This window comes from Leifsonia sp. Leaf336, assembly GCF_001423695.1.
In the GTDB taxonomy this organism is placed as follows: Bacteria; Actinomycetota; Actinomycetes; order Actinomycetales; family Microbacteriaceae; genus Leifsonia.
Genome location: NZ_LMOZ01000003.1, coordinates 695,944 through 717,664, shown reverse-complemented (window position 1 = coordinate 717,664; position 21,721 = coordinate 695,944). Strand labels below are relative to the sequence as shown.

General features: G+C 70.5%; 28 protein-coding genes. 15 read left to right on the top strand and 13 right to left on the bottom strand.

Features of this window, described 5'->3' with window-relative positions:
* Positions 1-96 precede the first annotated feature (96 nt).
* The 4 genes from ASF88_RS18840 to ASF88_RS18825 all read right to left on the bottom strand — a co-directional run bounded on the left by ASF88_RS18840 (position 97) and on the right by ASF88_RS18825 (position 3,666).
* Positions 97-819: a hypothetical protein gene (locus ASF88_RS18840; RefSeq protein WP_200935327.1), complete on the bottom strand. Its 723-nt coding sequence runs from the start codon at positions 817-819 to the stop codon at positions 97-99.
* Between the two features lie 83 nt (positions 820-902).
* Positions 903-2,744 (bottom strand): alpha/beta hydrolase, encoded by a 1,842-nt coding sequence (locus ASF88_RS18835; RefSeq protein ID WP_235493552.1) that lies wholly within the window; start codon positions 2,742-2,744, stop codon positions 903-905.
* A gap of 25 nt (positions 2,745-2,769) precedes the next feature.
* On the bottom strand, positions 2,770-3,066 hold the full coding sequence (locus ASF88_RS18830; RefSeq protein ID WP_055922465.1) for a hypothetical protein: 297 nt from the start codon (positions 3,064-3,066) through the stop codon (positions 2,770-2,772).
* Between the two features lie 150 nt (positions 3,067-3,216).
* Positions 3,217-3,666: an SRPBCC family protein gene (locus tag ASF88_RS18825; protein ID WP_055922462.1), complete on the bottom strand. Its 450-nt coding sequence runs from the start codon at positions 3,664-3,666 to the stop codon at positions 3,217-3,219.
* Between the two features lie 48 nt (positions 3,667-3,714).
* Between ASF88_RS18825 and ASF88_RS18820 the strand changes: the two genes are divergently transcribed.
* Positions 3,715-4,632, top strand: a complete 918-nt coding sequence (locus tag ASF88_RS18820) for a 5'-3' exonuclease (protein ID WP_055923095.1) — start codon at positions 3,715-3,717, stop codon at positions 4,630-4,632.
* A 16-nt stretch (positions 4,633-4,648) separates the two neighbouring features.
* Here the strand turns inward: ASF88_RS18820 and ASF88_RS18815 are convergent, their stop codons facing one another.
* Positions 4,649-5,854 (bottom strand): GDSL-type esterase/lipase family protein, encoded by a 1,206-nt coding sequence (locus tag ASF88_RS18815; RefSeq protein ID WP_055922460.1) that lies wholly within the window; start codon positions 5,852-5,854, stop codon positions 4,649-4,651.
* A gap of 105 nt (positions 5,855-5,959) precedes the next feature.
* On the bottom strand, positions 5,960-6,889 hold the full coding sequence (locus tag ASF88_RS18810) for an aldo/keto reductase (RefSeq protein WP_055922458.1): 930 nt from the start codon (positions 6,887-6,889) through the stop codon (positions 5,960-5,962).
* 100 nt (positions 6,890-6,989) lie between these two features.
* On the opposite strand from ASF88_RS18810, the gene ASF88_RS18805 reads away from it, so the two are divergent.
* Together ASF88_RS18805 and ASF88_RS18800 are read left to right on the top strand one after the other, a co-directional pair.
* Positions 6,990-7,310, top strand: a complete 321-nt coding sequence (locus ASF88_RS18805; RefSeq protein WP_055922455.1) for a hypothetical protein — start codon at positions 6,990-6,992, stop codon at positions 7,308-7,310.
* Positions 7,303-7,833 (top strand): hypothetical protein, encoded by a 531-nt coding sequence (locus tag ASF88_RS18800; protein WP_055922452.1) that lies wholly within the window; start codon positions 7,303-7,305, stop codon positions 7,831-7,833. The genes ASF88_RS18805 and ASF88_RS18800 overlap by 8 nt, the downstream gene beginning before the upstream one ends.
* A 12-nt stretch (positions 7,834-7,845) precedes the next feature.
* On the opposite strand, the gene ASF88_RS18795 is transcribed toward ASF88_RS18800, so the two are convergent.
* Positions 7,846-8,115: a hypothetical protein gene (locus ASF88_RS18795; protein WP_055922449.1), complete on the bottom strand. Its 270-nt coding sequence runs from the start codon at positions 8,113-8,115 to the stop codon at positions 7,846-7,848.
* Between the two features lie 53 nt (positions 8,116-8,168).
* Between ASF88_RS18795 and ASF88_RS18790 the strand changes: the two genes are divergently transcribed.
* Complete coding sequence (locus tag ASF88_RS18790; protein ID WP_235493551.1) at positions 8,169-8,795, top strand: TOPRIM nucleotidyl transferase/hydrolase domain-containing protein; 627 nt, start codon at positions 8,169-8,171, stop codon at positions 8,793-8,795.
* Between the two features lie 27 nt (positions 8,796-8,822).
* Complete coding sequence (locus tag ASF88_RS18785) at positions 8,823-9,332, top strand: tetratricopeptide repeat protein (RefSeq protein ID WP_055923091.1); 510 nt, start codon at positions 8,823-8,825, stop codon at positions 9,330-9,332.
* Positions 9,333-9,341: 9 nt separating this feature from the next.
* On the opposite strand, the gene ASF88_RS18780 is transcribed toward ASF88_RS18785, so the two are convergent.
* From ASF88_RS18780 to ASF88_RS18765, 4 genes are all read right to left on the bottom strand, one after another.
* On the bottom strand, positions 9,342-10,262 hold the full coding sequence (locus tag ASF88_RS18780; protein ID WP_055922446.1) for an AEC family transporter: 921 nt from the start codon (positions 10,260-10,262) through the stop codon (positions 9,342-9,344).
* 61 nt (positions 10,263-10,323) lie between these two features.
* Complete coding sequence (locus ASF88_RS18775; RefSeq protein ID WP_055922443.1) at positions 10,324-10,827, bottom strand: VanZ family protein; 504 nt, start codon at positions 10,825-10,827, stop codon at positions 10,324-10,326.
* A gap of 61 nt (positions 10,828-10,888) precedes the next feature.
* Positions 10,889-11,722, bottom strand: a complete 834-nt coding sequence (locus ASF88_RS18770) for a tryptophan-rich sensory protein (RefSeq protein WP_055922440.1) — start codon at positions 11,720-11,722, stop codon at positions 10,889-10,891.
* A gap of 97 nt (positions 11,723-11,819) precedes the next feature.
* Complete coding sequence (locus tag ASF88_RS18765; RefSeq protein ID WP_235493550.1) at positions 11,820-12,596, bottom strand: putative protein N(5)-glutamine methyltransferase; 777 nt, start codon at positions 12,594-12,596, stop codon at positions 11,820-11,822.
* A gap of 111 nt (positions 12,597-12,707) precedes the next feature.
* Here ASF88_RS18765 and ASF88_RS18760 point away from each other — a divergent pair, with 111 nt between their 5' ends.
* The 6 genes from ASF88_RS18760 (at position 12,708) to ASF88_RS18735 (ending at position 17,089) form a co-directional block, all read left to right on the top strand.
* The gene (locus ASF88_RS18760; protein ID WP_055922437.1) at positions 12,708-13,046 is read left to right on the top strand and encodes a hypothetical protein; all 339 of its coding nucleotides are present in this window, start codon (positions 12,708-12,710) and stop codon (positions 13,044-13,046) included.
* A gap of 88 nt (positions 13,047-13,134) precedes the next feature.
* Positions 13,135-13,407, top strand: a complete 273-nt coding sequence (locus tag ASF88_RS18755; RefSeq protein WP_055922434.1) for a hypothetical protein — start codon at positions 13,135-13,137, stop codon at positions 13,405-13,407.
* A 34-nt stretch (positions 13,408-13,441) separates the two neighbouring features.
* A complete protein-coding gene (locus tag ASF88_RS18750) occupies positions 13,442-14,929 on the top strand; it encodes an FAD-dependent oxidoreductase (RefSeq protein WP_055922431.1) in 1,488 nt (495 codons plus the stop codon).
* A gap of 78 nt (positions 14,930-15,007) precedes the next feature.
* The gene (locus tag ASF88_RS21025) at positions 15,008-15,760 is read left to right on the top strand and encodes a hypothetical protein (protein ID WP_235493549.1); all 753 of its coding nucleotides are present in this window, start codon (positions 15,008-15,010) and stop codon (positions 15,758-15,760) included.
* 139 nt (positions 15,761-15,899) lie between these two features.
* Positions 15,900-16,163, top strand: a complete 264-nt coding sequence (locus ASF88_RS18740) for a DUF7218 family protein (protein ID WP_055922428.1) — start codon at positions 15,900-15,902, stop codon at positions 16,161-16,163.
* A 56-nt stretch (positions 16,164-16,219) separates the two neighbouring features.
* Positions 16,220-17,089 carry a hypothetical protein gene (locus tag ASF88_RS18735; RefSeq protein WP_055922425.1) on the top strand — a complete coding sequence of 290 codons (870 nt, stop codon included), beginning with the start codon at positions 16,220-16,222 and terminating at the stop codon, positions 17,087-17,089.
* A 3-nt stretch (positions 17,090-17,092) separates the two neighbouring features.
* On the opposite strand, the gene ASF88_RS18730 is transcribed toward ASF88_RS18735, so the two are convergent.
* Entirely contained in the window at positions 17,093-17,407 is a 315-nt protein-coding gene (locus ASF88_RS18730) for a DUF7882 family protein (RefSeq protein ID WP_055922421.1), read from the bottom strand.
* An 81-nt stretch (positions 17,408-17,488) separates the two neighbouring features.
* Entirely contained in the window at positions 17,489-18,247 is a 759-nt protein-coding gene (locus ASF88_RS18725) for an alpha/beta fold hydrolase (RefSeq protein ID WP_055922418.1), read from the bottom strand.
* A 130-nt stretch (positions 18,248-18,377) separates the two neighbouring features.
* Here ASF88_RS18725 and ASF88_RS18720 point away from each other — a divergent pair, with 130 nt between their 5' ends.
* The 4 genes from ASF88_RS18720 to ASF88_RS18705 all read left to right on the top strand — a co-directional run bounded on the left by ASF88_RS18720 (position 18,378) and on the right by ASF88_RS18705 (position 21,715).
* Positions 18,378-19,376: a Gfo/Idh/MocA family protein gene (locus ASF88_RS18720; RefSeq protein ID WP_055922415.1), complete on the top strand. Its 999-nt coding sequence runs from the start codon at positions 18,378-18,380 to the stop codon at positions 19,374-19,376.
* A gap of 127 nt (positions 19,377-19,503) precedes the next feature.
* Positions 19,504-20,532 carry a Gfo/Idh/MocA family protein gene (locus ASF88_RS18715; RefSeq protein ID WP_055922412.1) on the top strand — a complete coding sequence of 343 codons (1,029 nt, stop codon included), beginning with the start codon at positions 19,504-19,506 and terminating at the stop codon, positions 20,530-20,532.
* A gap of 189 nt (positions 20,533-20,721) precedes the next feature.
* Entirely contained in the window at positions 20,722-20,970 is a 249-nt protein-coding gene (locus ASF88_RS18710; RefSeq protein WP_055922409.1) for a hypothetical protein, read from the top strand.
* A gap of 28 nt (positions 20,971-20,998) precedes the next feature.
* The gene (locus tag ASF88_RS18705; RefSeq protein ID WP_055922407.1) at positions 20,999-21,715 is read left to right on the top strand and encodes a DUF1345 domain-containing protein; all 717 of its coding nucleotides are present in this window, start codon (positions 20,999-21,001) and stop codon (positions 21,713-21,715) included.
* Positions 21,716-21,721 lie beyond the last annotated feature (6 nt).

The following is a 21,721-nucleotide window of genomic DNA, read 5'->3' as shown; positions in this document are numbered from 1 at the left end:
GACCTTGCCCGGAAGACCGATCAACGCTGCGTTGCACAGCGCCTTCGTACCTCGCGGCCTGTGGTGCTACGTGCATCGGCCGGGCGGCCCGAACAGTCACCAGACCCACCCGTCGTCGTCCGCACCCCCCTCCGCTCTCGTCGCATACGGGTTCGCGGATGCGTCCTCGCGGAACTCACGGAACGGGTCGGCCGGATCGAAGCCCACCGCGGAAGCTGCCGGATTGACAGCGTCGGCTCTCCCGTCCGCGACAGACGCAGACGGGGTAGGCGTCGGTGTCGGTGTGGCATCCAGTTCGTCAAACCGCTTCTGCAGCCCCTCCTCGGCCCAGTCGTCGATGGAGGGGTGCACGGAGCACTCAGTCCTTACGTGGATGGAGACAAGGCTTTTGGTGGCGCTGAGTCCGTAGTAGACGCCGTCAGGCCGTACTGCGCGAAGGACGACGCTTTGGTCGCCGGTCGGGTCGGTCCAGTCGACGGTCCTGGTGACGGTAAAGCTTTCGCTTTTCCAGTAGGCGGTGAGTTTGTCCGCGATCGGATGTGGGTCGGGTTCGAACGCAGCGTGATACACGACCGCGGCCAACTGGTGAGCTCTTTTCGACCCCACCGTTCCGCAAGGGGACAGGCCCACCCTTCCGGCGGCTGGATCCCAGGTGCGGCTCTTGTCCAGTGGTGTGTCGTCTTTCCAGTCCAGGGTGTCGCCGGTGGCGGCGATCGCGGCATTGGTGAGGTCCGCCCATTGGGTCAACAGTTGAGTGATCGTCTTCTGCGGGGTGCCCGGGGACTGCGGGACGGGGCCGCTCAAGGCGGGGACGGACATACATCCTCCTAAAAATGTTGTCGCGAGCGCAGCCACGATGCCTACGCTCACGACGCGTCTCATAGCCGAGTGTGTCGTGCGGTTCATTCGGTGGGCCTCAACCCGCCCACGACCTTGCCCGGAAGACCCAGCGTGGTCAACGCTGCGTTGTAGAGCGCTTCCGTGCCCTCGTCGAGGTAACCGTAGCCTTCGGGCGCGGTCCCGTTGAGCGGATCCAGTGCGACGTCGTCCTTGCCCAGCGAGCTGTGCCCCCTGGTTTGCTTGAGCACCTCGCCATTGGGCAGTGTGGCGCCTTCCGAGGAGAACGACTGCGCCCCGCCCATCGTCTTCGGCACGCGCGTCGCGCCAGCCAGAAGTGAAACCCCCGTCCACACGGACAGACCGGCGATAGCGCCGGGTGACCGTGCTGCTTCGGGATTGGGCTCGGCGCGGCCTCCCACCACCGCTCCGAACGGGGCCAGCAGGTCCGCCGCCGCCGCAGTGGTATAGATCGCCGGGACCCCACCGGCCTGTTTCACATGGAGGTCTGTCAAGGAGTGCACTGTGTCGGTGTCGATCCCCGCCGAGCCCAACATCGTGAACGAGTCCACCGCATACTTCGTATGCGTGAGCGCGTCCGCGGCCATGGTCGTCCCGTACGAGTGCGCGACCACCCCCACATACGGCAGGCTCCCGGCCCGGGCAGCATGGGTTCCATCCAACTCGTTCGCGAACCGCCAGGCGCCATCCTGTGCCAACGCCGGCGTGTTCACGCTCACCGGGTCTGGGGTGTCGTACCCCAACCAGCCCACCACACCATGCGTGCGGCCGCCATCGAGATCCTTCTGCTGCACATAGATGTTCTTCACTGCCTGTGACCAGTCTCCCGTGGCCTCGGCGGCGTCGGAGAACATTCCGGGCGCCGCCCAGGCGACCGTGTCGGCGGTGTCGAGGTCGCCGTACCCGACTGCGACCATCGGAACCGACGCGTCGAGATTGAAGCACACAAGCGACGCATCAGGGTCCCTAAGCACGTCTTTCAGAGCGCTGAGCACCTTCCGCTGGTCGTCCGTCAGCTCGGCCTTGTGCTTGAGCGCGTTCTTGTAGGCAGCCAGGTTGCACCGGTTCCGGAGCGCATACGGCAGCCCCGCGAGGTTGCCCAGAACCCCGGGTGCGGCCTCCTCGAAGCCGACCCGCTGCTCCGGTGTCAAACCCTCCCACCACTTCGCCACCGAATCCGGCGACGGCGGATGCTGCCAGAACTGCTGCAGCACGCCGGGATCTTCCGCCACCAGCGCCGCCAACTCGGCCGGGCTCAACCGGCTCAGCGTCTGCATCAGCGACGAATTCGTGCTCGCGAAGGGGTCGATCGCGGCAAGCTTGCCCAGCGCCGACGCCAACGCGGTCGATCCGGGCGCCGAGGGGGCTGCAAGCGCGCCATGCAGGGCGCCGTCGAGAGTATCGGCGAAGGTCCGCTGGCCGGCGTCGTAGTGCTCGCTCGCCTGCTGTGCCTTGCGCTTCGCGTCATCCAAGGCGTGCTGCGCATCTTCGAGGCGCAGGCGCGCCGTGCTCAGAGCCACAGGATCGACGCCGGCCGCCAGCATGGATGCCTCGGCCGCGGAGATGTCTCTCTGCGCCTTCTTCGCGTCCTTCAGCGCCTGATCCGCCTTCGCCTGGGCCACCGACATGGATGACGCCCACGCGCGCGCCGCGGTCGCGCACTCGTCGTGCCGCGCGGCGGCGACGAGCGCCGCCGCCGACACCGCGTGCAGACGTGCCGAGAACGCCTCTGCCGCCAGCCCGGACCAGGCCGATCCGCTCAGGTGGACTCTCAGGACCTCATCGGCGGCGTGCGCCTGACCCCGCAACCGCCAAGACGCGTCACCGGCCTCGATGGCCAGGTATTGCACCGTCTCGTGCTCGCCCGGCGTCGGATCGTCGTCCAACCCGACCGGCGACCAGTCCTCCGCCCTAGAAGCCAAAGGACTGGTCCTGACCGTTGCGCACAGCCCGCGCGTCTTCCGCATCACGTCGTTCGTAGGTGCTCGCCGCCGTCTCGAGCCCCTCTGCCAGCGTGACGAGGCTCTGTGTGACCGCCGTCTGACCGGCCGACCAGTACGACACGAAACGATCGAACGCGCCACACGCGGTACTCCCGCCGAGTTCGCGAGGATCGACGCCAGACACCCTGCTGTCAGCGAGCGAACGCTTGAGCGTTCGCGCCCCCGCACGCAATTGCGAACTGTCGACCCCGACCGACCTCGCCATCGAACCTCCGAAATGTCAAATATGTGTGAGACATTTCGAGGTTAGCAGGAAAGAACCGACGGTGCCCCGGGCGTCCGCTTGCGCGGCAACAGGATCGGGCAAGCCATCGTCGCCGCGGCGCTGGACGAGCTTCCGTCCGGGCTGATCCGGCTAACGACCCTCCGCGACCTGCTTCAGCTGCCGCAGCCCCTTCTCGAAGTCGCCGCCGACGAGCTTGTCGAGGCTGAAGAAGCGGCTGAAGAACGTCTTGGGGCTCTCCATCCGCCAGATGACGCGGGTCTGCTCGCCCTCCTCCGTGAGCGAGAACCGGATGAGGCTGTGCGACCGGAACGGGCGCGTGAAGACCAGGTCGATGCTGACGCCGTCGTGCTGCACGCCGTCGATCCGCATGCGGCCGGCACCGGCCTTGCGGTTGCCCTTCCAGGCGTACGTGGAACCGACGGTGCCGGGCGTGCCGGTGTACTCCCGGCTCATGGTCGGGTCGGTCCCCTCCCACGGCGACCACTCCACCCAGCTCGGAAGCTCGGCGATGAGCGGCAGCAGCGCCTGCTGGGGCGCACGGATCGTGTCGGTGCGCTCGACGATGACGGTTCCGGCCATGCGCACACCTTAGCGGCATGGCATGATCGGGCTGTGACCGGGCGAACGATGCTCCTCGACAGCGCATCCCTCTACTTCCGCGGCTTCTACGGCGTCCCCGACACGGTGCGCGCACCGGACGGGACGCCGGTCAACGCCGTGCGCGGGCTGCTCGACATCATCGCCAAGCTGGTGACCGAGTACGGCCCGGAGTCGCTGGTCGCCTGCTGGGACGACGACTGGAGGCCGCGCTGGCGGGTCGACCTCATCCCCAGCTACAAGGCGCACCGCGTCGCGCAGGAGGTGCCGGGCGGGGTGGACGTCGAGGAGGTGCCGCCCGAGCTGGTGGCGCAGGTGCCCGTCATCCGCGAGGCGCTCACGGCTCTCGGCATCCCGATCGTGGGTGCTGCGGAGGCCGAGGCCGACGACGTGATCGGCACGCTCGCGACCGGCGCGTCCGGGCCGGTGGACGTCGTGACGGGCGATCGCGACCTGTTCCAGCTGGTCGACGACGAGGCGGATGTGCGCGTGGTCTACACGGCGCGCGGCATGAGCAATCTGGAAGTGCTGACCGACGCGGTCGTCGTCGCGAAGTACGGCATCCACGCGCGGCAGTACGCGGACTTCGCGGTGATGCGCGGCGACACGTCAGACGGGCTGCCGGGGGTGGCCGGCGTGGGCGAGAAGACGGCGACCGCGCTGCTCACCGAGTACGGCGACCTCGCCGGGATCGAAGCGGCTGCGGCCGATCCGGACTCGGCCATGAAGCCGGCGCTGCGCGCGCGGTTCGCCGCCGCGGTGGACTACCTCGCCGTGGCGCCGACGGTCGTGGAGGTCGTGCGCGACCTCCCGCTCGGCGCCGTCGACGCGCGCCTGCGTGCACCGAGCGCCGAGCAGCGCGCCACGCTCGACGCGCTCGCCGAGCGCTGGGCCCTCGGCGGCTCCCTCGATCGCGCCCTCACGGCGCTCACCGCCGCCGCCGGCTGACCGAGCGGCTCCGCCTCTACTGGGCGTCCGGGTCCCAGCGCCAGAGTTCGCGCTGGGCGAGGAGGGCGAGCTCGCGGAGGACGTCGAGGTCGGCCTCCGATTCGGCGGGACGCCTCGGCGAGCGGCCGAAGACGCACATCGCGCCGATGCGCGTTCCGTCGGGGGCCTCCACCGGGTAACCGGCGTAGAAGCGGAGGTGGGCAGGACCGGTCACGAGCGGACTCGACGCGAAGCGTTCGTCGTGCTCGGCGTCCGGCACCACCATCCCGTCCGGCGACTGGATGGTGTGCAGGCACGCCGACTGCTCGATGGGGATCTCGGCCAGTGAGGCGCCGACGGCGGCGAGCGGCCACTCGGTGCGGTCGTCCAGCACCGTGAACATGGCGATCTCGGCGCCGAGCGTGCGCTGCGCGGTGCCGACCAGCCCGGTCAGCCTCCCGTCGCGCTTGTGCTCCGCGAGCCGGAGGCGCTCGATCGCCGCGACGCGGTCCTCGGGCTCGGAGGTGTGGTGCTCCTCCTCGATCTCATGGCCGATGAGAACAGCCGCCAAGGTGTCCGCGATCCGCCGCGCCCAGAACAGATAGTCGGCGGGACTGCGATGACGCCCGCTCTCCGCCTGGGGCGACGCCGGCAGCGGGACGAAGATCGCGCCCGTCGCGGCGCACGCGGCGGCAGCGGCGCGGTTGAGCCGTTCCGCGTGCGCCTGCGCGAAGGCGCGGAACTCGTCGTCGTACGGCGGAAGCGACCGGATGGGCTGCGCGCCCAACCAGGCGACGGTGGGCGCGCCGCTCGCGCGGACCTCCCGGATCAGCGCCTCGACGCGCGCACCCCAGCGGGTCGGCTCGACCATCCGGATCGTGTCGGCCACCGCCGCGCTGAGGATCACCACGTCATAGCGCTCCACCTCCGCCGACCGCAGCAGACGAGCGAGCCTGCGCACGCCTGCCGACGGGTCGGCGACCACGTCGACGACGACCCCGCGCCCGGTCGTCGCGCCGACCGCACGCGCCACGGCGCCGGGCAGCGCCAGATCGTGGCTGCCGACACCCCAGCCGACCACCGGGCCGGAACCCGCGAGCAGCACGCGCAGGCTCGCCCGCCCGGCGACGAACGCCTGCGGGGAGTCCGCCGGCCGCGCCAGCCCCTGCCGCACGCCGCCGACGCGCAGCAGGCGGAGGCGCGCAGTGAGCCGCCGCGACGCACTCAGCCGGTCGTCCTCCACCCGAACGACGGTAGCCCGGTCCGCGACGCGGAGGTAGCACCCCGCCGGTACTGCGCGGACATACCGACAGGTACGTTCGAGCAGCCCGGCGGGACGGCGGCGACGCTAGGGGAGGATGTGCCCCGCCAGGCGGAACAGCCGGTACCACTCCTCGCGCGTCAGCGGCACGTCCGAGCCGGCGGCGGCCTCCTGCACCCGGCGCGGCTTCGTCGTGCCGAGCACGACCTGCATGTTCGCCGGGTGGCGGGTGATCCAGGCGGTCGCGATGCCCGTCGGGGTGATCCCGTAGCGCGCGGCGAGCTCGTCGATCGCGTCGTTGAGCTCTGCGTATTCGTCGCGGTCGCCGAGGAACACGCCGTCGAAGAAGCCCTTCTGGTACGGCGACCAGGCCTGGAGGGTGATGTCGTGCAGGCGCGCGTAGTCGAGGATGCCGTTGTCACGGTCGATCGACTGGTCGAGCGCGGCCATGTTCGCGGCGACGCCCTGCGCGATGATCGGCGAGTGCGTGATGCTCAGCTGCACCTGGTCGACGCCGAGCGGCTGCTTGACCCAGCGGCGAAGCAGCTCGATCTGGCCGGGCGTCTGGTTCGAGACGCCGAAAGCGCGCACCTTGCCGGAGGCCTCCAGCTCGTCGAACGCGGCCGCGACCTCCTCGGGCTCCACCAGGGTGTCGGGACGGTGGAGCAGCAGGATGTCGAGGTAGTCGGTGCGCAGGGCGGCCAGCGACTCGTCGACCGTCGTGAGGATGTGCTCGCGCGAGAAGTCGAAGTACCCGTCGCGGATGCCGACCTTGGACTGGATGATCACCTGGTCGCGCTCCGACGCCGGGATGGCGCCCGCGTCGCCGAACCGGGTCTCGCACCCGTGCCGCTCGTCGCCGTAGATGTCGGCGTGGTCGAACATCGTGATGCCCGCGTCGCGCGCCGTTCCGACGAGCGTCCGGATCTCCTCGTCGCTGAGCGGCGTGATCCTCATCAGGCCGAGGATGACGTTGGACGCGGGGACGGGCACGTTCGGGAGCCTCAGGGTTTTCATGCCTCCATCTAACCCCTCGTCAACCCCCTGGAAAGGTCCGACGATGAGACTAGCGTTCAGAGTCCGGGACCGGCCCCGGCGGTTGGTAGGGAGGGGACCGATGACGATCACGACAGCGGCGAGGACGGCGGTCGACGGTTTCCGGCAGGAGACGCGGCTCGGCAAGCGGCCTCCGCAGAATCACGGTTTCGTTGTGCACGCCCTCGGGCGCGACTTCACAGTGAGCGACGAGATGGCGCGCATCTTCCTGCACCAGGTCGAGAGGGTGGCGGAGACGGACTCCTCCGCGCTCGTGGTGTTGCGGCATGCGCACGGCGTCGAGCTGCTGATGGTGAGCGACGACCGGTCGTTCTCCATCCGGCCGGCGACCCCGGCCGATCACGGCCGCGCGCCCGCGCCGTATCCTCGGATGCGTGGATGAGCAGCGCGCCGACGAGGAGGCCGTAGCCGGCATCCGGAGCGCGCTCGACGACGCAGTGCGGGCCCTCGCGGAGGCGGGAGCACGCGACGAGGCGCTCGCGGTGCTCGTGCCGCGCAGGCGCACCCTCGGCATCCCGCGCGAGCCTGTGCTCAAGCCGGTGGGCCGGGTCTGGAGGCTCGGCGTGCTGCTGCTCGGCGCCGACGGCACCCTGTACGCCACCGGCCGGCTCGTGCGGGCGACGCCGCCCGGGCGCACGCAGTACGTGTCGGTGTCGGCCGAGACGCGTCGCGCCTACCGCGCGGCGGCCGAGCGCGGCCACTTCCACGACGGCGAGACCGTCGACTTCGACGCTCCGGCGATCGAACTCACCGTCGACGGGCTGCGCGACTCGGGCGGGCCACTGCTCCTGCGCGACGGTCGCCCGCTCGTGCGCTGGAGCGCGTCCTCCGCTCAGACCGTGGACTTCCACACCTACCTGGCGGAGCGCGTCGACCTGCTCGCGCGTCCGCCGGAGGGAGCCTGAGCGTCTCCCGGCTCAGGCCTCGGTCGGAGTCGTCCCCGCGTTCTTGCCGGTGACCTCGTCGAGCTTGTCTGACGCCTTGCCCACGGCCTCCGACACCTTGTCCCCGAGGTCGGACGCGGCGCGGCCGGCGAGGTCGCGCACGTCACCGGCCACCTTCTGCACCGGGTCGGAGTCGGAGAAGCCCTGCCATTTGCGCCGCATGTTCTCGTACGCGCCACGGCCGGCGCGCGACCCGATCACGAATCCGACAGCGACTCCCGCGACAAAGATGATGACCTTCATGGGCTGCACCGTACGCGCGCGAACGCCAGCGCGACAGGGGCAGAATGAGGCTCGTGACGCGACCGATGACGGGCGAGGACGATGCCGTGACCGGCTTCGAGCGCGCCGTCGCGGCCTGGACCGCGCGACGCGAGCGCCGGAGGGCCGCGGACCTGCAGGCCCCGCCGGCGGCGGTCACGGGCGCCGTGCTCGTGGAAGGCGCGAGCGACGCCGCCGCTCTCCATGCGGCGGCAGAGACCCTCGGTGTCGAGCCGGCGTCGGCGGGTGTCGCGATCCTCCCGATGGGCGGCGCGATGAGCGTGCGGTGGTTCGTCGGCGCCCTGGCGCCCTGCGGCGTGCGGCTGCACGGTCTGTGCGACGAGGGCGAGGCGGGTTTCTTCCGCCGCGCCGGCCTCGGCGACGACGAGATCTCGGTGTGCCGGCCCGATCTCGAGGGCGAGCTGCTGAGGGCCCTGGGCAGCGAACGGGTGGAGGCCGTGCTCGCACGCCAGGGCGACCTCGGGTTGTTCCGCACCTTCCAGCATCAGCCGGCGCAGCGGGGCCGGGAGGTGACCGCGCAGCTGCACCGTTTTCTCGGCACGACCTCCGGTCGCAAAGAGCTGTACGGCCGACTGCTCACCGCCGAGCTCGCCGCGCAGGAGCTTCCCGCGCCGTTGCGCGACGCTCTCGCCGAGCTGTGACGGCGAGCGGCACGTAGGGTGGACGGCATGGTCTCCACTCCTCCCGAGCTGCTCGACAGGCTCGCGCTGCTCTTCGCCGCGCGCGACCGCGAGAACATGGCGCCGACCGTCGCGGCCCTCCTGGAGGTGCTCGACGAGCATCCCGACGACCCGCACGTGCTGTACGAGGTCGGCGGCTCGTACGACACCGCGGGCGAGGAGGAGACCGCGGCCGGCTATTACGAGCGGGCCCTCGCGGCCGGCCTCGACGGCGACACCCTCCGCAAGTGCCTGCTGCAGTACGGCAGCACGCTGCGCAACCTCGAACGGTTCGACGAGTCGCTGGCCGTGCTCGACCGGGCGCGCGCGGAGTTCCCCGACTCGGAGTCGGTGCAGGTGTGGCATGCGCTCTCGCTGCACGCCGCCGGACGCAGCGACGCCGCGGTCGCCGAGCTCATGGAACTGGCCGTCGACCGCATCCGCACCCCCGACCTGCTGCGTTACGAGGCCGCGGTGCGCGGCAACGCCGAGTACCTCCGCTCGCTCGACCGCGCCTAGCTCGCGAGGTCAGGCGAGGAGGGCGGCGATGACCAGGAGCGCGGGAACGGCGAAGAGCGTGGTCAGCAGCACGATGTCGCGCGCGATTGGCATCCCGCGCTCATAGCGCGCCGCGAAGTTGTACACGTTCTGCGCGGTCGGCAGGGCGGCGAGCGCCACGGCGGCGAAGAGCGCGTGGCCCTCCAGGCCGAAGGCGTACTTCGCCGCCAGGAACGCGACCAGTGGCATGCCCACGACCTTCAGCGCCACTGCCGCCGCGATCTCGGCGCGCCCCTGACCCGCCTGCAACGGCCGCGACCCGTGCAACGACATCCCGAAGGCCATCAGCACGAGCGGCACCGCCGCTCCTCCGATCAGCTCGAACGGCTGGTAGACGGCGTCGGGCAGGTGGAGGCCCGACACATCGACGAGGATGCCGAGCACCGACGCGATGATCATCGGGTTGCGCACCGGCTGGGTGACGATCGACCACACCGAGACGGTGCCGCGACTCGTGACGTCGAGGACGGTGAGCGCGATCGGCGCGAAGACGATCAGCTGCAGCAGCAGCACGGGCGCCACGAACGACGCGCTCCCGAGCACGTAGACGGCGACCGGGAGGCCGATGTTGTTGGCGTTGACGTAGCCCGCGCCCAGGGTGCCGATGGTGGTCTCCGGGGCCGGGCGGCGGAAGAAGAGCCGGGAGAGCAGCACGAACAGGCCGGCCGACACGACGGCGGCGATCGCCGCCACCAGCAGCTGGGTCGAGAACACCACCTTGAGATCGGCGTGCGCGAGCGTAACGAACAGCAGCGCGGGGTTCGTGATGAAGAACGCGATGCGGTTGAGGACGAACGGAGCGGCCGGACCGCCGACGCCGAACCTCCCGGCGATGTAGCCGACCAGGATGACGAAGGCGATGATCCCGAATCCGGTCAGCACTCCAGCCATCGCGGCGCGGTCTCCTCTCGCTGTCCCTCGGCGATCCTCGCAGAGGTCTGCGTCGATCCTGTCAAGAACTCTGCGGATCGCGCGCCACCGCGCGGTGCCGACCGCGAGCTGCTCGCCGCCGTTTCGCCGGGGCGGCGTCGCCGTTCCGCCGGCCGGAGAGCGCGAGCACGCCGATCCCGGTGCCGATCAGCGCTCCGAGAGTGTTGGCGATCACGTCGTTGACAGTGGCGAACCGGGCGGGGAGGAGGACATGCTGGGCGAGTTCGATCGCGATGCTGCCCAGGAGGCCGACGATCGGCGCGATCCACCAGCGCCTCCGCCCGACAATGAGCACCACGAGCGTTGCCGGGATGACGAAGAACGCCACGTTCGCGGTGAACTCGATCACGGTGTACGCGTCGACCGGGCGCACCCCGAAGCCTTTCAGGGCGGCCAGGACGCGGAACAGGGCGGCATCGAAAGGCCTGTCGACCGGAGTCGGCCAGAGCCCGATGACGGCGACGAACACCGAGTAGCCGATGAGCGCGACGATCGCTCCGGCCCGGATCCGACGGTCGAGTGGCATGTGGACAGCCTAGGTGGGAGGAATTCAGGATTCCTGTGCGTCAGAGGTCAGGTCTGGGAGGTCAGCCCCGCCGCACCCGACCGCCGCGAGCGACGCGCACGGCGACGGTGACCAGCAGGATCAGGATTCCCGCGGCCAGCGCCGTCACCGCGACGACGTCCTCCTGCAGGCCGCCCTGTGCACGCGCGACCGCGATCCACACGAGTCCCCAGGCCGCGGCGAGCGCCGGGGCGAGGCGCCCGCGATCCCAGATGGCGAGCGCGCAGCCGATCAGGGCGACGATGACGAGCAGTGCGATCGCCCACAGGGCCGGGCTCACGCCGAAGCCGGTGAAACCGGCCGCCTGGATCCAGGCAGCGATGTTCGCGACGGTCGCCACCATCACCCAGCCCAGGTAGAGGCCGACTGTGCCGTCGAGCAGGACCGCGTCGGCGGTCGTCTCCGCCGGGTCGCGACGAAGTCGCGCGAAGGCGATGGCGAGCATGGCGAGCAGCAGAGCGATGACCGGGACGCTCAGCGCCAGCAGTCCGGCCTGCACGCTCAGGATCCATGCGGCGTTGAGCAGCAGCGAGGCGACGATCCAGTAGCCCACCGCGCGCTGCCGGCGGCGTGTCGCCTGCGACGGGAGTGCCTGCCAGACCGCGTAGCCGGCGAGTCCGGCGTAGATCACCGACCAGATCGCGAAGGCCGGACCGGCCGGTGCGACCAGGGTGGCGTCGGACGCGAGCGCGCCGCCGGCGACATCCGGGATGGGCCGCCCTCCCGCAAGCCCGGAGCCGTACACGGCGGCGGCGAGAGCGGCGATGGTCGCGGCGATCACTCCGCTCTGCCGAACGCGATCGGAGGCGGTCGGACGCGTCGTTCCGAGCGGCAGCCTTCGGGCCAGGCTGGTCATGGCGCACACGGTACCCCCGTCGCGCTCGCGCATCCATCCGTCGCGACACGCCGCGTCGGGCCGCTGATGACGGCGTGTCGGGACGAATGCGCCCCTGTCAGCTGGCTCGGGTGGCGATGACGACGGTGGCGTCGAGGTCGTCGTCCTCGACGACGCGCGGGGAGAAGCCCGCGGCGCCGAAGAGCGCTGCGGTGCGTGCCGACTGTTCACGGCTCGTCTCGATCACCACCGAGCCTCCGGTCGCCAGCCAGCCCGGCGCCTCCGCGGCGATGCGGCGATGGAGGTCGAGGCCGTCCGAGCCGCCGTCCAGCGCCACGGCCGGCTCGTAGAGACGGGCCTCCGGCGGCATCAGCGCGATCGCGTCCGTCGGCACGTACGGCGCGTTCACCGCGACGACCGCGATCCGGCCGTGCAGGTCCTCCGGGAGCGCAGCGAACAGGTCGCCGGCGAACACGCGGTCGGGCGGGAGGTTCATCCGGGCGGCGCGCACGGCGGCGGGATCGATGTCGGCCGCATAGACGACGACCCCGGGAACGCGCGCGGCGACCACCGCGCCGATCGCCCCGACGCCGCAGCACAGATCGAGCACGATGTCGCCGGGACGCGCCAGACCCGCGGCCTCTGCGGCGAGCAGCTCGGTGCGCCGCCGCGGCACGAACACACCGGCGTCGACGTGGATGCGCAGGCCGCCGAACTCGGCGAAGCCGAGCAGCGGTTCGAGCGGCTCGCCGCCGACCCGGCGTGCGACCAGCGCCTCGAGCTCCTCGGGCGAGCGCGCGGCCTCCACCAGCAGGGCGGCCTCGTCCTCGGCGAAGACGCAACCGGCGCCGCGCAGCCGCGTCACGATCGCCTCGATCCCGCCGCCTCCGCTCACGCCCTCATGCTAGAGGCCGACCACGGCGTGCGCTCAATCCGGCAAACACCGATAAGGCAACCCCCCTGCCCCGACCTTGACCGCGCCCGATTCGGCTCGTACGAATGGGGTATGAAGAGGATCCACTACGCCAGCGGCTCGGTGCTGACCGGCGACGACATCGCAGACGCGGTCGTGCGATATGCGGCCGCGCTCGCAGAGAACGCCGCAGCTGCGGAGGTCCGCGCACCCGCGATCCTCGACAACGGCGATGTCGGGGAGGCCCTGATGCTGCTCGGCCCAGCCAGCCAGATCCTGGCGGAGACCGAAGCGTACGACGGCGCGGAACTCCTCGCGGACGGCTTCGTGACCGACCTCGACGAGCGCATGGCCGCCATGGGACCTCAGCGGGCGACCTTCGTGCATCAGGGCACAGAAGAGGTCGAAGGACTCGATATCGAGCTGTTGTGAAATTCCCGGTCCGATACGGCAGCGCACTGGCACAATGCGGAGGGCCGCGTACTATTCGGCCAGAGGGCGAGATTCCGGGGAGTTGAGCATGCAGGTGTTCCACGTCTATATCGACGAGCTGCGCTTCACGTTCGTCGATCGAGAGCCGGTCGACGAACTCAAGCGGCGCGTCATCGAGGCCAGCCGCATTGCGGGCGACTTCGTGGCGATCACTCAATCGAGTCGTCCGCCTAGTGAGATCTTCGTGACCAGCCAGACGCGCGTGCGCATCGAGACCGCCAGCATCCCGCGAGAAACGGTCGCCGCGAGCGAGCATGAGGAGGACGACTCCTTCTGGTTCGACTTCGACTCCCTCACCTGAGGGTCGCCCCCGGAGCATTCCCGAATCCCGGATCATGTCCACCTCGCTCTGGCTCCAGTCCGCTCCCGCCATCCCCGCCGACCCGTTCGAGCCGGACGGCGCGTACGAGGTCGTGATCGCCGGGGCCGGCTTGACCGGTCTGACGACCGCGGTGATGCTGGCGCGCAGCGGATCCCGGGTGTGCGTGCTGGAGGCGCGCAGCGTCGGCGCGGTGACGACCGGTAACACGACGGGCAAGGTCAGCCTGCTGCAGGGCACGCAGCTGTCGCAGATCCAGCGCTTCTCGTCGGAGCGCGTCCTGGCCGCGTACGTCGACGGCAACGCGGCGGGGCAGGGCTGGCTGCTCGATTTCCTCGAAACCCGCCAGGTGCCCTACGAGGTGCGCGACGCGTACACGTACGCGACGACGCTCGACGGCCTCGACCGCCTGGACGTCGAACTGCGCGCCGCACGCGGCGCCGGCCTGCCGGTGTCGGAGGAGCGGGTGTGCGAGCTGCCCTTCGCCGTGGAGGGCGCCCTGATCCTGCGCGGCCAGGCCCAGGTGCATCCGATGCGGGTACTGGCCGCTCTCGCCGACGAGCTGCGGCGGCTGGGCGGCCGCATCGTCGAGGGCGAGCGGGTCACCGCCGTCTCGGCGGGCGAGCCGGCGGCCGTGACCAGCACCTCCGGGAGGACGACGGCGGACGCCGTGATCCTCGCGACCGGCACGCCCATCCTCGACCGCGGTCTCTACTTCGCCAAGGTCGAGCCGCACCGGTCGTACGTCGCGGCGTTCCGCGTGCCGGGTGCCCTCCCGCAGGGCATGCATCTGTCGGCCGAGACGCCCGCACGGTCGCTCCGGACGGCCCGTGACGACGAGGGCGAACTGCTCCTGGTCGGCGGCAACGGCCACCCGGTCGGCCGTGGCGGCTCGACGGCCGCGCGCCTCGCAGACCTGACCTCGTGGGCGGAGCGGACGTTCCCCGGCGCCGAGCGGACGACGTGGTGGGCGGCGCAGGACTACCGCTCCGCCAACCGCGTGCCGTTCGTCGGCTGGCTGCCCCGCGGACGGGGCCGGATCTTCCTGGCGACCGGCTATGACAAGTGGGGCATGACCAACGCGGTCGCCGCCGCGCTCAGCCTGGCCGCCGATCTGACCGGGGCGGAGCCTCCGGAGTGGACCAAGACGCTGCACCACCGCGTCACACGCCCGATCGACCTGGCGGACGGTGCCAGGGCCAACGCCTCCGTCGGGGTCGAGGCGGCCAAGGGCTGGGCGGCAGCCGAGACCGCAGGCGCTATCGGGGAGGTAGCACCTGCCGAGGGAACGGGAATGGTCGGCCGTCGCGGCGTCACGCCGGTGGCGGTGTCGACGGTCGACGGGAGCACGTGCACGCTCAGGGCGGTCTGCACCCATCTCGGCGGCATCGTGCGCTGGAACGACGCCGAGCGGTCGTGGGACTGCCCGCTGCACGGCTCCCGGTTCGCGCCGGACGGCGCTGTTCTCGAAGGTCCGGCGGTCGAACCGCTGGGCCACGCGTGACGTGCGGCCTCCGAGCGATCCTCACGCCGCGCGCGGGCCGCTATAGCTTGAATACGTGTATTCCAGTATCGTCGCGGCATGAGCACTCCTGAGGACGAGAACACGCCGCGGCCAGCGCCGGGCGGCGACCAGAACGACGCTGTCCCGCCGGCCTCCGAGCCGGCGACGCCTGCGGAGCCGGCCGCCGCGCCCACGCCTCCGGCGCCGCCGGTCAGCGATGTGCCGCCCGCGCCGCCCGTCGCGCCCGCGCCGCCTGTCGCTCCCGAGCCCGCCGCACCGGCCGCTCCCGCCGGTGGCTACCCGGCCGCCCCTCCGCCGCCTCCCGGGGCCTTCCCCGGGTACGCCGCGGCCCCGGCGGCGCCGGTGGAGCCTCCGACCGGCATCCCGACGACCGTCAACACCGCGTTCTGGCTGTACATCGCAAGCGCTGTGCTCAGCGTCATCGGCGGCATCGTGACCGTGGTCGGCGCCAGCAGCAATCGTGCCGCCGCGCTCCGTCAGCTGGCGAACTCCAACGCCGACCTCCACGGTCAGAGCGCCGAGCAGGTGGTCAACGCGGTGATCGCATTCGCCGTGGGCTGGTCGATCGTCACACTGATTTTCTGGGCGATCGTCTTCGTGCTCTTCGCATTCTTCGTGCGCCGCGGCGCCAACTGGGCCCGGATCGTCCTGACCGTGCTCACGGCACTGTCACTGCTGAACATCATCCCCGGCTTCCCGTTCGGACTCCTGCAGGTGCTCGCCTCGATCGTCGGTCTGGTGCTGCTCTGGCTGCGCCCGTCCAGCGCGTGGTTCGCCGCGATCAAGGCATCGAAGGCACCGCGAGCGTAGTTCACCGCGCACCGCTTCATGAAGGACCCGTGGCCATCAGGCTGCGGGTCCTTCGGCGTCCACGGAGACAGGCCCCCCCTGACCGGACACCGGCCGAGGCGTACCGTGCGGGCTGCACGACGGAAGGAAGGAGCGCATCATGCCCGGACGGGAGTTCTCGCTGAAGGACCAGGAGCTCTACGAGAAGCTCCGCGACGAAGGCGACTCGAAGGAGAAGGCGGCCCGCATCTCCAACGCGGCCGCTGCCCGCGGACGCAAGGCGGTCGGCCGCAAGGGCGGCGAGTCCGGATCGTACGACGACTGGACCGTGCCCGAGCTCAAGAAGCGCGCGAAGGAGCTCGGGCTCAGCGGCTACTCGAAGAAGAAGAAGTCGGAGCTCGTGAAGGAGCTCCGCAACCACTGACGTCCGGCCCTGATCCGCCTCCGCGCCGGCACTCGTGGAGCGCGTACACTCGCGCCATGAACCTGCGCGACGTGGCGGCGGAGCTGTACGGGGTCGCTCCCGCGGAGTTCGTCTCGGCACGGGCGGCCGCGGCCTCCGGCGCGGATCGCGAGCTCCGCGCCGACATCAAGGCGCTGCGCAAGCCGACCACGTCCGCCGCGGCGGTGAACGCGCTGACGCGCCGAGACCCGGCGCTGATCGACCGCCTCCTCGCCCTCGGCGACCGCATGCGCGACGCGTTCGCCGCGCGCGACCGCGACGCCATTCGCGAGGTGACCCGACAGCGGCAGCGCCTGCTGCAGACGGCTCTGCGCGACCTCGACGCCAGCCCGACGGTGGCGCGGGAGGTCGAGGAGACCCTCCAGGCGGCCGTCATCGATCCAGCGGCGGCCGCCGCGGTGCGCAGCGGAATGCTGGTGCGCGCGCTGGAGTCGACGGGCGTCGAGTCGGTCGACGTCTCGGAGGCCGTTGCCGTGCCGCTCGACGAGTCGGAGCTGGCAGCGCGTGCGACGCCGGTCGTGGACGCGGCACCGCGCGCAGCGCATTCGAAATCGGCGGAGGCGGTGCCTGAGTCCGGCGAGTCCGGCGAGTCCGGCGAGTCCGCCAGCGACCGCCGGGAGCGCCAGCGCGCCATCCGGGCGGCGGAGCGTGCGCTCGAACGCGCGCGCTCCGAAGCGGTCGCCCTCGACGACGAGCTCGACGAGGAGGTCGACCGGCGCGCTGACCTGGAGGCGGAGCGTGCCGACCTCGACCGTCGCTTGCAGCGCACGGAGGCGGAGCTGTCCGAGTCGAAAGCCGCCGAGCGGCAGCTGAGGAAGCGCATCCCCGAACTGCAGCGGGCGGTGCGCGACGCCGAGCGCGCGTTGGACGAGGCCCGCGGAGATTAACGGCTAGGGCAGGTGCTGACCGATCTCGTCCTCGGACATCACGACCATGCCTCCGGTGCGCTGCGAGGTGTGCATCAGCGCCTCCAGCCACTGGGCGTTGATCGCCGGTGGGCGGCTGCCCGAGAACTGGAAGGCGAGCGGGATCTCGCGGCTGATCCAGAGCGAGACGCGTCCGGAGCCCTGCTCGACAGGCACGTCCCAGTTGAGGAGGAAACTCTCGTGCCGACGCAGTTTGGCGACGATCGCGAGCTTGACGTGGCTCAGTACGCGGTCGTCGAGGTCATATTCCTGACCTGCGCCGTAGAGCAGTTTTCCCATGACCCCATAGTGCCTCACGCCTGGCTCCCCCGTGCAGCCGAAGAAAGGGGATTGACAGCGATGCGGAACGCCTATATTGCTTCAGTCTTCGAGGAATCTCAGCAGCAGCGGCAGGAACGCGCGCAGAGCGCGGTCGTCTCCCGCGGCCGCCAGCGTTTCGCCGAGGTAGTCGCCGTGGACTCCAGGGACGATCAGGAGCCGCGCCTCCGGGAGCAGCTCGGCCAGGTCGACGAAGTGCCCGACCCGGATGACGTCCGAGTCGGCGCCGACGACGAGGGTCGGCGCCGAGACCGACGCGATCAGCTCGTCCGGGAAGTCCGTGAAGCCGAGCATCAGCTGCCGGTCGAGCTCGAACATCCTCCGCGCGTGCTGCGGGTCGCGGCTCAGGGCGAGGTCGGCCTGCGCGTAGATCGCCGGCAGGTCCTCGAAGCGCCCGGCTTCGAGCCCCTCCCAGAACCCGTCGACCATGGCCTCCCGACGCACCGGCGTGGAGGCCAGGACGAGCCGGCGCACCCGCTCGGGATGCCGGGCGGCCAGCTGCAGCGCCACCTGGCCGCCGTTGCTGAAGCCGAGCACGTCGACGGGCGCGAGCTGCAGTTCGTCCAGCACCGCCGCGACATCGTCGGCCGACTCCTCGAACGACGGTTCCCTGTCACCCGCCGCCGTGCGGCCGTGGCCCTGCAACTCGACCGCGAGGAGCGAACGGCTGCGCTCGAGCAACGGGATCAGCATCCCCCAGTTCGACGGGATGGTGGAACCGCCGCCGTGGATCAGCAGCAGCGGAGGGTGCGGCGAGTCCTCGTCGCCGTACCACTCGCGGTGCAATCTGATGCGCGTCACAGTGCCTGACGGTACCCCTCTCGAACTTCTGCTGGCAATCCTGCAAAAGGTCTTCGAAGCGTGCCGCGAAGTGGTTAGGCTGGATGCGTTCGCGCGCATCGAATACCAGGCAAGGAGGCCTTCACAGGTCATGTCCCATCCACTCGCTGTCGCTGCGATCGGTTTCTGGCACGTGCACGCGGGCGATTACGCCCAAGCCGCTCAGAACCATCCCGGAACCACCCTCGTCGCCATCTGGGACGACGATCATGAACGCGGTCGGGCCGCCGCCGAGCAGTTCGGCGTCGAGTTCGTCGCCGACCTCGACGAGTTGCTGGCCCGCGACGGGCTCGACGCCGTCACCATCACCACCTCCACCGATCAGCACCGCGACGTCATCGGCCGCGCCATCGCGGCCGGCAAGCACGTCTTCACCGAGAAGGTGCTCGCACCGACCGTCGGCGACGCCGATGAGCTCGTCGCCGCCGCCGACGCGGCCGGGGTGTCGCTCGTGGTCTCGCTGCCGCGGCTCTACCACGGCTACACGCTGGCCATCCAACGCGTGCTCGACCAGGGCACGCTCGGAGAGCTCGCCTACAGCCGGGTCCGGCTCGCCCACGACGGGTGGATCGCGGGCTGGCTGCCCGACCGGTTCGGGTATCCAGCGGAGGCCATCGGCGGCGCGCTCACCGACCTCGGCTGCCACCCGGCCTACCTGACCCGGCTCTTCCACCGGAGCGAGCCGACGCGCATCACCGCGACCTACGGCAGCGTCACCGGCCGCGAGGTCGAGGACAACGCGGTGGTCACCGCCGAATTCGAGGGCGGTAGGATCGGCGTCTTCGAGGCGAGCCTCGTACAGGGCCAGGGCGACTTCACGATCGAGCTGCGCGGCACGAAGGGCGCGCTGACCTACGGCGCGGCGGGTGGAGGCCTCCTGGTCGACACCGGCGACGGCTGGCGCGAGCTGCCGCTGCCCGACGACGAGCCGGGTGCGTTCGACGAATGGGTGCGGAGGATCCACGACGGCAGCAGAGCCGACGCGAACCTCGATCACGCCCTCGCGCTCACGCGCACCGTCGTGGCCGCGAACGAGTCGGCCGCCGCACACACCTCCGTGACGCCGGCCCTCCCGGTCGCCGCCCACTGATCTCAGCCCACTGATCTCAGCCCTCTGATCTCCGCCCGCGAGGGGCACGTCGTTGTCCCCTTCGGGCTTCGAGAGGGACAACTACGTGCCCTTCGGCACATCGACAAACCACGTTTTTGGAGACTTCATGTCCAACAGCAGCACCACCACCGTCCGCATCGGCCTCATCGGAGCCGGCGGCATCGCCGGCGCCCACCTCGAGGGCTACCTGCGCAACCCCGACACCATCACCTTCGCCGCGGTCGCCGACCCTGTTCGCGAGAGCGCTGAGACGCGCGCCGAAGGCACCGACGCGGTCATCTACGCCGACTACCGGACCATGCTCGCGGAGGCCGACATCGACGCCGTCGACATCTGCCTCCCCCACCACCTCCACAAGGACGCCATCGTGGCGGCCGCCCGGGCCGGCAAGCACATCCTGTGCGAGAAGCCGCTCTGCCTGACGCCCGAGGAGGCCGCCGAGGTCTCCGCCGCGGTCGAGGAGGCCGGGGTCACCCTGATGTGCGCGCACAATCAGCTGTTCCTCCCGGCCGTGGCCCGCGCGAAGGAGCTCATCGAGGCCGGCGAGCTCGGGCGGGTGTACGAGGTGCGCACGACCGACTCGTTCTTCAACGACTTCGATCCGGCGAACATGGGCTGGCGCGCGCACGCGTCGACCTCCGGCGGCGGCGAGCTGATCGACACCGGCTACCACCCGACGTACCTGCTGCTGCACCTGGCGGGCGGCGCTCCGGTGGAGGTCACGGCGATGCTCGCGACCCACCGCCTCGCGTTCATGGAGGGCGAGGACTCCGCCACCGTGCTCGTGCGGTTCGACAACGGCGTGATCGGCACCGTCGTCACCAGCTGGGCGTATGAGGCGGCTCCCGGCACCGAGAAGTTCTCAGCGGTCGGCGAGCTCGGGAGCCTGAGCAGCGACGGCACGACGCTGACGGTGAAGAAGCGCGGCGAGGCCGAGGCGACCGTCATCGAACTGGAGCCCGTGCACCAGTTCGGCGAGGAGCTGAAGCACTTCGCGCGCAGCATCCTCGACGGCACGCGCCCGCTGCACACGCAGAAGGAGGGCATCGAGGTGCTCGGCATCATCCTCGGCGCCTACGAGTCGGCCCGCACCCGTGCGGTCGCAGCCATCCCCGCGCTGACCCCGGCCGAGTAAGCGCCGGTCCGCCCGGGATCAGCCGCGAACAGCCGAGTACACAGACGAACTGTGTGCTCGGCTGTTCGGCGTAGATCGGGTTCCGGGTGGCCCCGCGGCCTCCACCCCGACCGATTGACACGAGATCTATTGCATATCTTCAGGGTAGGAACTGTTCCCAAAGGGTGGTCCTTGGGGTTAAAGTGACACATGAGCACTCCGAAGGCGGGGGGCCAGATCAGCGGTCCCGAGCACGCGCGACATGACGATTTCGTCGCGGTGCCGTACCTGCGTCAGGGCCAGCTCATCTCTCTGATCCGGTGGACGCAGGTCTCCGGCGACTGGCGCTACACCACCATGCTCGCCCAGTACCTCCATCGCGACGAGGAGAGCTGGTACCTGGTCATCAACGGGCAGCGGGCGAAGCTGAGCCGCTCGGAATGGGCGATCTTCAACTGATCCGCCGAATCGGCGTACTGTCGCTCGCGTGAACCGCGATGCCCCCACGTCTACGGACGACGACCGCCGGGACCGGCAGGTCGCCCCCGAGCACCGCTGGCCCGCGCTCATCGCGACGCTGGTCGCGCTCGTCGCCTACGCCTTCTTGCCGAGCATCATCCCGCCGTTCGCGCGGTGGGCGGTGGTCGGGGTGTGCGTGCTCATGCTCGTGGTGCTGATCGCCTACAATCCGCACCATCTCACGCGCGAGTCGCGCTGGTCGCGCCGGGTCGAGATCGCGCTCGCGGTGCTCATCCTCGCCGCCAACCAGGTCGCCTTCGTGGAGACGATCGTGCGGCTGCTGAACAAGCACGGCAACGGCTCCGAGCTGCTGCTGGCCTCGTTGCAGGTGTGGATCACGAACGTGATCGCCTTCGCGCTCGTGTACTGGACGATGGACCGCGGCGGCCCGGTCTCCCGCGTCACCGTGAAGCGGAGCGAGCTGCCGCTGGCCGACTTCCGGTTTCCGCAGGACGAGGACAAGGACGACATCGACGAGGTCGCGCGCGGCTCCAGCCAGGTCATGGACTGGGTCCCCAACTACATCGACTACTTCTACTTCTCGCTCTCCAACTCCATGGCGTTCAGCCCGACCGACACGATGCCGCTGACGCACCGCGCCAAGCTGCTGATGTCCCTGGAGTCGTTCGCCGGTTTCGTGCTCCTGGCACTGGTCATCGCCCGCGCGGTGTCGTTGATCGGGTAGCCGCGT